A 12258-nucleotide genomic window follows, 5' to 3' on the forward strand; every position below is an offset into this window, starting at 1 on the left:
ACTATGAAACCTATTCAGATCCGCCGCACTATTCTTGCATCCCAAGTATTAGAAGAAATAACTGAAATCTGGTGTCAATGGCAAAGACAAAAGCTACCACTGTATTTGTTCTTGGCGATGTGTTTCAACCTAGTGGTTGCACCTATGGTTTATGCCGCTACTAATGAACAACTTTCCCGCAGTCAATCTTGGGGATTGGGACTGTTAGGACTAACGACACTGGGACTTTCCATCTATTTATTTTTTGTCATGTTTGTACCGGAGAAATTCTAATGAGTTTTGCACGCGAAGCTGGTAGAGCTGTTCGGTCTACCTTAGTACTTTGGGTTATTGGAGCGATTATTTATCCTTTTGCGATGATTGCCATTGGGCAGATTGTGTTTCCCTTTCAAGCAAACGGTAGTCTCCTGAAAAATGCTACAGGTCAAGTTGTTGGTTCTGCTTTGATTGGTCAACCTTTTAGTAGCGATCGCTATTTTAACAGCCGCCCCAGTACCACCAGCTACAGCACAGCCGATCCGAAAAAAGATGATGCGGGAGTTTTGCAAACTGGAGTTTCTGGCGCTAGTAACTTGGCTCCCAGTAATCCCGCATTAATGGAACGCATTAAAGGTAAAGATGACCCAGACCCCAGCAAAAAAGTTGAGGGTGACTTCAATCGTTTGAAAAAAGCAGGTGTGCAGCCGACTGGCGATTTAGTCTACACCTCTGGTTCCAGCCTTGACCCGCATATTACCCCGGAAGCTGCGATCGCACAAGTTGCACGAGTAGCCAAGGCGCGGAACGTTCAACCAAACCAACTCGAAACTTTAATTTCCCAAAACACCGACGGCCGCTTTCTCGGCATCTTTGGCGAACCTGGAGTTAATGTGTTGAAGCTGAATTTAGCTTTAGATAAGATTAAGGGATAAAGGCTTGAGAGAGTGCTGCTGATTCTTGCTATGCCTTCTATTCAAAATAATTATCTATAGTAATCCTTAGTGATTACTTTAAATCTAAATGTAGGATTCTCGGCTTAATTTAATAAGTCGAGAATCTGATTTTTAGTAGGTATATCTAAAACCTATATCTCTAAACATATACCTGTTTAGCTAATTACTAAATACCTACTCTATTTAATTAATACATTTTATATATCTTCAAAATATATCTCTGCAACAGCAGATTTTTCTCGGAAAGTATTAGACAATACTATTAGAGTTAAAAAACATTTTGTGCTGAAAAATAAAAAACCTTTAGAACCAAGCTTGTTTGGTGTTTTTATCGAAGATAATAGCATTTACTGTGGCATTTATTTAAGTGATATTAAATTACCGAATAAATGCGTTTTTCTAGGAGTTTTAAGAGAAACTCAAGTTATTTCAGCAACAGATAATCCTAGTATTTTCGCTGGAGATTACATTTTAGCAATAGCAACCCATCCCATGATGGTTCCCGCTCTGAAAGTGACTCTTAAAAAAATTCATTCTGTTTACTATTACCTCAACAGTTGCTTATTGGAAGCTCGACTAAGAGAAAGTCAATCTGTTAATTCAAATAACCTAGACCTATCAACTACTCTCAATTCCACATATTATTAGACAGATGAACATTTCTCGAATAAAGGCAGAAGGCAGTTCGAGTTTGCAGCAAGAGTAAGAAAATATATTTTTGCCTCCTGCCTCTTTAACTTTACTGGATCTGAGTTCGACTAGCTAAAGGTTTTTAATATGCATACTTCGGAACTTTTCCGACTTTATGTATCCGCCCAAAAAAGTATTCATCAGTCCACCCTGATTGAAGCTAACCTGTCTAAGGCAACACATAGTGACACCAAACCACATGACGGAGACATTCCCTTTGTAGCAGTGTTTTTGGCTCACATTTCTTTCATGATTGTTTGGGCAATTGTTGTTTTTCTAGTTTCATCTGTCTGCAAAGCACTAGAAGATCCCCCAGAAAATGCGGTGCAAGATAAAGATGAAATAGTCAGCATCAAACATTTAGAGCAACATACTTGTAAAAAATGCCAATTTTTTAACAATAACTATTTTCTAAAGTGTGCAGTACATCCTACCACTGCTCTAACGAAACAAGCACTCAATTGTTCTGACTACAGCCCTAAATAGGTGAATTTATGCTTATGGTGCTAACCTCCAGTATGCAAATTTGCAGTGGCAGATATTCTGGAAGCAGTTAGCCTGAGAACCTTCAAACTTTGTTTAAAGATTAGAAAGTTCATTTGAAAAACCCAAACAAATTTTATGAAACAAAAAGAAACAGTATTTGTTATTCCAACTCATCGATTGAGAGATGTCGCACAAACTATCGAAAAGTATGATGAGAATTTCTGGGCAAATGGTCATGCTTTAAAAATAATCGTTTTTGACGATTCCAGCATTGCCAATCACGAGAAATATTATCCACTTTTAGAGCAGACTAAGACAGTCAATGACGTGTTTTATGTTGGCCCACAACAGAAAGAGCAATTTATTACATTTTTAAACGAAAGACTGCGCGATCGCAAGCTAGAATCACTAGTCAAAAACTTATTCCGACCTAGTTATGGAGGAAATCGTAACTTCACACTCATGTATACCCTTGGACATTTAATGGTTAGTGCAGATGACGATATGCGTCCAGATGCATTAATTGAAACTAGCCCAGAATCTTTATCTGGTGATGAAATATGTCGAGGAAAATTAATTAAATCTAACCAACAAGGTGGCTACGTCCATAAATCTTTTGACTTACTCACGGCTTTTGGTGATGTTTTAGGTCAAAAAGCCAGCCATGTACCAGAAAACTTCGAGTCTGGAGAACTGGTACTTGATACAGCAATGGATTTAGAAACCAACACAACTAAAGGTTACTTCCGAGAGAACAGCCTTTTATTACAACAGGGGAGAGTCTTGAATAATGCGATCGTCAAGATTGCCCAAACTTTTCGCACAGGAACTAATGATATTGATACCCTTGATTTTATTCACATGTATCTCAATGATGAGAATCAAATTAGCCCCAATGACCTAAATGATTTTTATGTTCTTACCAATTTTAGACCCGTTATTACTAACAAAAACTGGAGAATGGATTGTGGAGTCGCTGGATATGATAATCAGCTAGGTTTACCACCCTTCTTTCCAACTCGGCTCAGATTTGAGGATTATATATACAGGATTTGGATACAGCAAGAAGGAATTGCAGCTGCACACGTTGATGCTGTACAAAACCATATTAGAAATAACTATATGCGTAATCCTCTCGCTAGCGAACTATTTAATGAAGAAATATGTAGCTTGCTGAAAAAGAAAATTAAAAACAGTGTTTATCATCTTGACGATTTGGGAATCAAGTTTGATTACTCAGGTGAAGTCACTTTACAAGATTCTGAGGAAATCCTGGAAAAAATCTCTGCTATCCACAGGCAAGTAGTCAAAGCCTCAATCTCTACCCAGAATGAAGAACGCAAGCAGTCACTCCAATTATTTGCTGAGAATTTATCGAGAGTCTTCTATGGATTTGAACCAGACTTTTTTCAGCAAAATGTTTCCAGAATTATCGATGATGTCATTAGCCAATTTCACGGCTATCTAGAGATATGGCCAACTCTAGTAGAAATATGTTACTTTTACAAAGACAAAAAAGACTTACCACAAATCAGGGTTAAAAACAAGAAGGTAAAATCTAGAAATGGCACAAAATCGAGTGAAATTCTTGTATAAATGTGACCTTTGGCAAACAAGCCATCATTCATCCAGTAAAGTTTTTTAAAACCCTTTATTTTTGAAGATGTGCCTATAGAACTTAAGCCAGATCCCTGACTTCTTGAAGAAGTTGGGGATCTAATTTTTCACGAATGATTTAGGATTGCTATATGTGCTAGTTAAGTGACTATGTATGCAAACGCTAATTATTGATAACTATGACTCTTATACATTTAATCTTTACCAAATGATTGCCGAGGTAAATAGGGAACTACCTCTAGTAATTTATAACGATCGCCTTAACTGGGATGAATTAAAAGAAATTGCTTTTGACAACATTGTGATTTCACCTGGCCCCGGTCGTCCAGAAAGGTCAGAAGATTTTGGAGTCTGTCGGCAAATAATTGAGAATGTGGATGTGCCTTTGTTGGGAGTTTGTCTGGGACATCAAGGACTTGGCTATCTATATGGTGGAAGAGTAATTCATGCACCGGAAGTTCGACATGGCAGACTCAGTAAAATTTATCATAATAATTCAGAATTATTTCAAGGTATTCCTAATCAGTTTTCTGTGGTGCGTTATCACTCGTTGTTAGTTGCTGATGAACTACCTGAATGTTTAGAAAAAATTGCTTGGACAGAAGAAGGATTGGTGATGGGATTGCGTCATCTACATCTACCTTTTTGGGGTGTGCAGTTTCACCCAGAGTCTATCTGTACAGAATATGGGCAAAGATTATTAGAAAACTTTCGAGATATTACGCAGCAATTTACAGAGAAATCGTTTATGAGGCAGGAGGCATCAAGAAGTCCACAAAAGCAATATTGGATTGGATATGGAGATGTTACTCCTGTTGTGGATCGACCCTGCCAAGAACAGGAAGAGAAGTTTGAATTGTATACGCGTAAGTTAGATATCTGCCCAAATACAGAACAAATATTTGTACAGCTATTTGGGAATGCAACAAACGCTTTTTGGCTAGATAGCAGCCGTGTGGAATTTGGTCTATCTCGCTTTTCATTTATGGGTGATGGAAGCGGGGTTAACAGTCTATTGGTACGATATAATACCGAAACGCAAGAAATCATCATTACACAGTTAGATACCGTAACTCGTCGCACCGAAAGTATTTTTGAGTATTTGAAGCGAGAAATAGACTGCCGAAGTTGCCAAGCTGATGATTTACCGTTTGATTTTAACTGTGGATTTGTGGGCTATTTTGGCTATGAACTCAAGAGAGAGTGTGGATCGTCATTGGTGCATTCTTCACCATTACCTGATGCAATTTTCTTACTTGCCGATCGCATGATTGCGATCGATCATCAAGAACAGCGCCTTTATTTGCTGCAATTAATCAAAAAAGGACAAACAGAACAGGTAGAAACTTGGTTTGATACTATCCAACAACAACTCGAAACTCTAGATCCTCTTTTTTCTCTTGTACCCCAAGAAAGTTGTCAGCCTGTTAAGTTCCGTTTGAGTCGCACTTACCAAAATTACATTCAAGATATTCAGCAATGCTTGGATGAAATTCACGAAGGAGAAACTTATCAAGTTTGCTTGACAAATCAGCTTCATACCGATGCAACCCCCGACCCATTGACGTTCTATCGTACATTACGTAAAATCAATCCGGCTCCTTATTCTGCATTTTTACGCTTTGGTGAAATTGCGATGCCTGCGGCGAGCGTTGCGATCGCCTGCTCATCTCCAGAAAGGTTTCTACGGATCGATCGCCAAGGTTGGGTAGAAACTAAACCGATCAAGGGAACCCTACCACGAGGAGAAACTCCCGAAGCCGATTTTGTCCTCCGTGAAAAGCTACGCAACAGCGAAAAAGACCAAGCTGAAAATCTGATGATTGTCGATCTGTTACGCAATGATTTGGGACGAGTCTGTGAAATTGGTAGCATCCACGTACCAAAATTAATGGATGTGGAAACATACTCAACAGTACATCAGTTGGTAACAACAGTACGCGGGCGATTACGTTCAGATTTACAAGCGGTGGATTGCGTGCGAACTGCATTTCCCGGAGGATCGATGACTGGTGCGCCCAAAATCCGCACCATGCAAATTATCGATCGCCTAGAACAAGAGGCGCGAGGAATTTATTCAGGTGCGATCGGCTTTTTGGGTTTGAATGGTTCAGCCGATTTGAATATTGTGATTCGGACTGCTGTTTTGACTCCCAATCAAACTTCCATTGGTATAGGTGGTGGAATTGTAGCCCTTTCTCAACCGGAGATGGAGTTTCAGGAAACGCTGCTTAAAGCCAAAGCCTTAATCGACGCTCTGCTTCTGACGATGTATGGAACCTCTGAGTCAAAGAATTATGACATTCTGGGATTAGAAACAATCGCCGATAGTTATGAAAAATTAACTGCTTAAATTAGGGAACTAAAAAAAATAAAAATTTGTTTTGGGTGGGATATAGAAGTAATCAGTGATGAATCAAATCGAACAGTTTAGATAGATAATAAATCACTGCCTTCTCGCTTCATTGTAGTGCTTTACGTACTGTTTACCTCGACTTTAAACCGATATTCCGCAGGTTGTAGGGTCAAAGTTATTCATAATTAATAATTTTTAATTACTAATTAAAAACCCAATAAAGAAATGCACTTTCTTGATTTAGCAATAAATTCAAAGATAAAAACTATCTAGCAAATCAAGGTTAAAAACAAGAAACCAAAGTTCATAAATCGCGCAAAAACGTGCAAAAATACCTTATAATCACGACCTTTAGTAAACATACATCTGCAAGACTTTACGATTCTTCATCCGATAAAACCTTCTTAGATATGGCTTAGGTAACAGCAATCTGATAAGATTTCTAACAAGTAGAATAATTGCTTGTTCTCTTTTTCTTAAACCAACTGATTTAGGTTATTTTTGGGAAAGGAAAATAAAAATGTCTGATTTATTGTGGAAAACTCTGGTACTAAGTCCAGTAGTTTTGGGAGTGACGGTGTTGGTTTCCGCAAGAGCTATAGCTGCTGAAGGAGCAAGCTCTTTTGAAGATATAAAGTTAAAAGCTGCTCAGACAGAAGCACCAATAACTTCTAATGCTTCAATATTCATTCAAACAGAGCAACCAAAAGTTAATCAGCAATTGCTTGCCCAAAAGGCTGATGAAAATAAGGTTTTAGAAGATGTTAATCGCTACAGCAACGAAGGCAAGAACCAGAATTCATTGTCTCAAGTTACATCAGTTTCTCAATTTTCTGATGTACAGCCGACTGATTGGGCATTCCAAGCTTTGCAATCCTTGGTTGAGCGCTACGGTTGTATTGCTGGATACCCAAATTCTACTTACCGAGGCAATCGGGCACTGACTCGTTATGAGTTTGCCGCAGGTTTGAATGCTTGTTTAGATCGAGTTAATGAACTGATTGCGACCGCAACTGCTGACTTAGTGACAAAACAGGATTTGGCGACTCTCCAGCGTTTGCAAGAGGAATTCTCGGCAGAACTGGCAACTCTACGCGGTCGAGTAGATTCTTTAGAAGCACGGACTGCGGAACTAGAAGCTAATCAGTTTTCCACTACCACAAAATTGGTGGGTGAAGCTATTTTTGTCGCTACTGATATTTTTGGCAATAACACTGGCGATGCAAATAATACTGTCTTCCAAGATAGGGTACGTTTAGATTTGCAAACCAGCTTCACGGGTAAAGACGTTTTACACACCCGTCTTGCAGCCGGGAATGCACTAGCCTTTACACAAGTAGGGAATAATGGTGTTGGGATCGATACTGCTGAAGGTACGCAAACATTTCAAATCGGTAGCACTAGTAACAACAGTGTGATTATCGACTGGTTGGCGTATTACGTACCTATAGGCCCAGCCCAAGTCTACTTTGCAGGCACCGGAGGTATTCATAGCGATTATGTTGCTACTAACAACCCTTACTTTGAGGACTTTGATGGCGGTAATGGTGCTTTGTCTACCTTTGCTTCTGAAAGTCCGATTTATCGCATTGGTGGTGGTGCAGGTGCAGCACTGACTTTACCCTTTGGTAAGGGTGGCAGTATTTTGAGACCAAGTTCGCTGACTATTGGTTACTTGGCATCAAATGCTAATAATCCTGGGGCAAATCAAGGTTTAATAGATGGTAACTATGCAGCCTTGGGACAGTTGAACTTTAGTGTTGGCGATCGCTTATCTATAGCTGCTACCTACGTTCACGGTTATCATGGCGCTGGAGGTGGTAATTTATTCGATCTAGGTGGTGGTTTGGGTAGTACTAACCGCGTCGTAGGTACTGGTCAAGCTAACACCCTAAGTACTTTAAACGGATCTTCCAGTAATTCTTACGGTATAGAAGCAGCTTTTAGACCCAGCGACAAACTGTCAGTCAGTGGCTTCGTTTCTTACCACGATATCACAGGCTTTGGTGCTGGTGATGATTATCAAGCTTGGAGCTACGGTCTGGGAGTGGCCTTACCCGATCTCGGTAAAAAGGGTAACGTTTTAGGGGTTTTTGCTGGTGCAGAACCTTATGCCCGTAACCGAGGCGGAGTTTTTGCTGGTACTGGTAATGATATACCTTATCACTTTGAAGGCTTTTACAAGTATCGCGTGTCAGATAATATCTCAATCACCCCTGGCGTCATCTGGTTGACCTCTCCTGGTCAAAACAGCAACAACGATGATGCAATTATCGGTACGCTGAGAACAACTTTCACCTTCTAAAGGTTTACCAATTTGCTTTAGGGACGCATAACTATGCGTCCCTTTTAACTTCCGCCTTGCGGTACTAGATTGAGGGCGTTCATAATTCACATCAGGCGTGAATTATGAATCATAAATTTCAGGGTTGACACAATTAGCCAAGCGATCGCCCCTTAATCCTGCGATTAAATTAGCGATCGCCATTGAAGCCATTTTTGAGCGCGTTTGACGGCTGGCACTGCCAATATGCGGTGCAATAATGAGATTATCTAAGGTTAACAACAGGCTATCGCTGGGAATCGGTTCTGGTTCGGTGACATCTACAGCCGCAGCCGCGATTTGAGCGTTTGCAAGGGCGCGATACAGAGAATTTGGATCTACAATAGTTCCCCGCGCCGTGTTAATCAAAATAGCCGATCGCTTCATCAATTCAAATTGGCGATCGCTAATTAGATGGTAAGTATCATCAGCCGATGGTGTATGCAGTGTCACAAAATCAGACTCTTGCAGCAAGTGTTCTAACGTAGCAAACTCTACACCTAAAGATTGTTCTAATTCTGGGCTGCATCGTTGCCTACTCGTGTACAATATCTGCATTTCAAAGCCTTTGGCACGACGAGCAACTGCTTGTCCAATGCGCCCAAAACCAACAATCCCCAAGGTTGCACCCGTAACATTTGGCCCCAATAACAAATCTGGTTCCCAAGTCTGCCACAATCCTGCACGAGTAAATCGATCTGCCTCCACTACTCGCCGTGCAGCTGCCATTAGTAATGCCCAGGCAAAATCTGCGGTAGCATCGGTTAATACCCCAGGAGTATTACCGACGGGAATTTTTTGTGCCGTGGCTGCGTCAATATCAATGTTATCGTAACCTACCGCCATTTGACTGATGACTTTGAGTTTCCCAGACTCGATGAGTTGGCGATCGATTTGATCGGTCAGCAGACATAGCAATCCATCTATTTCCTTAACTTTTTCTAGTAAAATTTCGTAGGGAGGGGGTTGACGTTCTGGCCAAACTTCGACAATGGCGAGCGATCGCAGTTGCTCTAATTTGATGGGTAGGCGACGAGTGACGAAGACTTTAGCTTGAAGCATAGTTTTAAAATAATTTTTGGAAAAAGAGACGCTTCTTGCATCGGTTTGTCCTTAAAATATCATGGCGGAAATTCAAAACCTGATAAAGTTGGTTTTTGTTCTGTGAAAATGAGCCGTGATGTTCCAATCAAGCAATAGAGAGTCTACAGAAAATCATCACAAGCTGTTGAAATTCAAAAGCTTGTCAAAATGTTCTGCCAGAAACTTACTCGGTGAAGTAGACCTTCTGAGGATTGCTGCAAGCTTGAAACAGGATCAAAAGCAAAAAGGAAAACTGGGCCAATTTTTGACTCCTGCTTCAGTCGCAGAATTAATGGTTGGGATGTTTGGCAAATTCGATCGTCCTCAAATATCTTTACTTGATGCTGGAGCAGGAGTTGGCTCATTACTTGCAGCGTTTGTGGCTAAACTTTGTCAGAGCCAACAACGCCCAGCCAATGTAGATATTGTTGCCTATGAAATCGATCCTTTTCTGATTGGGTATTTGCATCAAACATTGAAATTATCTGCTAGAGAATGTCAAATAGCTGGGATATCTTTAAACTATGAGATCCGAAATAAGGATTTTATTGAGGATGCAGTCAGACTTCTTCAGCCTAATTTGTTTGATAATCCTGAAAATTGTAGATTTACCCACGCTATTCTCAATCCCCCATATTTAAAAATTAATGCTCATTCCAAAGTTCGTGATTTATTACGTTCTATAGGATTAGAAACCAGCAATCTATATACAGGTTTTATCGCTGCTACAGTTCAGCTGCTTGAATCAAGAGGCGAGCTTGTAGCTATTTCACCGCGTAGTTTCTGTAATGGCCCATATTTTAGAGACTTCCGCAGAATGTTTTTGGAAATGATGGCTTTAGACCAGATACATCTTTTTGATTCCAGACAAGAAGCTTTTAGTGATGATGAAGTTTTGCAGGAAACAATTATCATTCATGCTGTCAAACAAAAACCCAAATTTGACAACGTACTCATTAGTACGAGTTCAAGCGTTGATGATGATTTGATTATGTCAAATTCCTCTCCTTATACAGAGATAGTTCATTCCCACGACTCGCAACAATTTATCCACATTATCCCCGATCCAGTAAGTCAGCAGGTCATTCAAAAAATGGCTAACTTTACTTGCACATTAAAAGACCTAGAATTAACTGTATCAACGGGACGTGTTGTAGATTTTCGTGCTAAAGAATATCTGTGTTTAATGCCAAATGAAGACACTGTTCCTTTGATTTATCCATTGAATTTTTCAGAAGGATATGTTGAGTATCCCAAAGTAACTAAAAAACACCAAGCTCTGGTATATGCAGAAGCAACTGTATCTATTTTAGTACCAAATGAACATTATGTTTTGACTAAAAGATTCTCCTCAAAAGAGGAAAAAAAACGAGTTGTTGCTGTTGTATATGATGCTAACCAAATTAATTGTTCTTGGGTAGGTTTTGAAAATCACCTGAATTATTTTCACAAGAACGGAAGAGGACTTAATCTTACCTTAGCACGTGGTCTTGCTGCTTATCTTAACTCTAGCCTCATTGACGCATTTTTTCGGTTGTTTAATGGACATACTCAGGTTAATGCAACCGATTTACGAAATTTAAAATATCCGACAATAACACAACTAATGACCGTAGGGCTATATATTACTGAGCATTTCCCATCACAGAAAGAAATTGATGAAATTGTGCAAAAAGAGTTACTGACTATGAGCAATCAGTCTGAAAATAACCCCTTAATAATTAAAGCCCGTATTGATGAAGCACTAGAAATTCTAATTGAACTTGGACTTCCACGGGCACAACTTAATGAGCGTTCAGCCTTAACTTTACTGGCTCTACTTAACTTAAAACCAACAGATCCTTGGGAAACTGCTGCATCTCCCCTAATGGGAATTACGCCAATGATGGAATTTATAGCACTGCACTATGGCAAAACATATAAACCTAATACGCGGGAAACTGTTCGCCGCCAAACAGTCCATCAATTCTTAGATGCGGCTTTGATAATTGTAAATCCAGATGCACCTGAACGCCCCGTTAACAGTCCGAAAACAGTATATCAGATTGAAGAAAGTGCGCTTGAACTCTTACGTACTTATGGAACTAATGAATGGAAAAAGAGTATTCATACTTACCTGGCTCAGTTGAAACTTTGAAAAAACGATATGCTCAGGAACGCGAACTATCACGTATTCCGATATTAATTGAGGGAGAGGTAAAAACTCTATCGCCAGGTGGACAGAATATTCTGATTGAAAAGATTATTAAGGAGTTTGCAGAACGTTTTACACCAGGAGGAAAACTGATTTATATTGGTGATACAGATGAAAAGTTTGCACATTTCAATGAAGTGGCATTGAGAGATTTAGGTGTTACTATCGATTCTCACGGAAAAATGCCTGATGTGATTATCCATTATCTAAAAAATGATTGGCTAGTTTTAATTGAAGCTGTAACTTCTCATGGGCCAATTAACCCTAAACGGAAGAAAGAACTTGAAGTTATCTTTGCCGATATAAAAATCCCCCTTGTCATGGTGACAACCTTTTTAAGCCGAAAAGCGATAGTAGAGTATTTGGCTGAAATTGCTTGGGAAACCGATGTTTGGGTTGCAGAAGATTCTACTCATCTCATTCACTTCAATGGAGAATATTTATTACAGGCTTACAAAATGGATAGAGATTTTGAAACGGAATAAACTATTTTTAATTTTTGATCATCTGTGTAAAAAGAAGCGTTAAGGCGATATCAGTATCCACAATATCAATACCTTCGCCAATTTCCGAGGCT

Annotated in this window: 10 protein-coding genes; 9 read left to right on the forward strand and 1 reads right to left on the reverse strand. The window is 39.6% G+C overall.

The features are described from left to right. Positions 1 to 3: 3 nt before the first annotated feature. From NSTC731_RS11425 to NSTC731_RS11455, 7 genes are all read left to right on the forward strand, one after another. Entirely contained in the window at positions 4 to 273 is a 270-nt protein-coding gene (locus NSTC731_RS11425) for a potassium-transporting ATPase subunit F (RefSeq protein ID WP_445630897.1), read from the forward strand. Continuing rightward, on the forward strand, positions 273 to 911 hold the full coding sequence (gene kdpC / locus NSTC731_RS11430; RefSeq protein ID WP_445630898.1) for a K(+)-transporting ATPase subunit C: 639 nt from the start codon (positions 273 to 275) through the stop codon (positions 909 to 911). Before NSTC731_RS11425 ends, kdpC begins: the two co-directional genes overlap by 1 nt. A 303-nt stretch (positions 912 to 1214) precedes the next feature. Beyond that, on the forward strand, positions 1215 to 1580 hold the full coding sequence (locus NSTC731_RS11435; protein ID WP_445630899.1) for a TrkA C-terminal domain-containing protein: 366 nt from the start codon (positions 1215 to 1217) through the stop codon (positions 1578 to 1580). 129 nt (positions 1581 to 1709) lie between these two features. Beyond that, complete coding sequence (locus NSTC731_RS11440; protein WP_445630900.1) at positions 1710 to 2108, forward strand: hypothetical protein; 399 nt, start codon at positions 1710 to 1712, stop codon at positions 2106 to 2108. A gap of 135 nt (positions 2109 to 2243) precedes the next feature. Continuing rightward, positions 2244 to 3704 (forward strand): hypothetical protein, encoded by a 1461-nt coding sequence (locus NSTC731_RS11445; protein ID WP_445630901.1) that lies wholly within the window; start codon positions 2244 to 2246, stop codon positions 3702 to 3704. Positions 3705 to 3879: 175 nt separating this feature from the next. Further along, the gene (pabB, locus tag NSTC731_RS11450; RefSeq protein WP_445630902.1) at positions 3880 to 6078 is read left to right on the forward strand and encodes an aminodeoxychorismate synthase component I; all 2199 of its coding nucleotides are present in this window, start codon (positions 3880 to 3882) and stop codon (positions 6076 to 6078) included. A 523-nt stretch (positions 6079 to 6601) separates the two neighbouring features. Further along, entirely contained in the window at positions 6602 to 8386 is a 1785-nt protein-coding gene (locus NSTC731_RS11455; protein ID WP_445630903.1) for an iron uptake porin, read from the forward strand. A gap of 102 nt (positions 8387 to 8488) precedes the next feature. Here the strand turns inward: NSTC731_RS11455 and NSTC731_RS11460 are convergent, their stop codons facing one another. Next, positions 8489 to 9466 carry a 2-hydroxyacid dehydrogenase gene (locus NSTC731_RS11460; RefSeq protein ID WP_445630904.1) on the reverse strand — a complete coding sequence of 326 codons (978 nt, stop codon included), beginning with the start codon at positions 9464 to 9466 and terminating at the stop codon, positions 8489 to 8491. Positions 9467 to 9710: 244 nt separating this feature from the next. Between NSTC731_RS11460 and NSTC731_RS11465 the strand changes: the two genes are divergently transcribed. Continuing rightward, on the forward strand, positions 9711 to 11624 hold the full coding sequence (locus NSTC731_RS11465; protein ID WP_445630905.1) for an Eco57I restriction-modification methylase domain-containing protein: 1914 nt from the start codon (positions 9711 to 9713) through the stop codon (positions 11622 to 11624). After that, positions 11579 to 12166, forward strand: coding sequence for a BsuBI/PstI family type II restriction endonuclease (locus tag NSTC731_RS11470; protein ID WP_445630906.1), 588 nt, complete (start codon positions 11579 to 11581; stop codon positions 12164 to 12166). Before NSTC731_RS11465 ends, NSTC731_RS11470 begins: the two co-directional genes overlap by 46 nt. The last annotated feature ends 92 nt before the right edge of the window (positions 12167 to 12258 follow it).

It is taken from the genome of Nostoc sp. DSM 114167, from assembly GCF_052692655.1.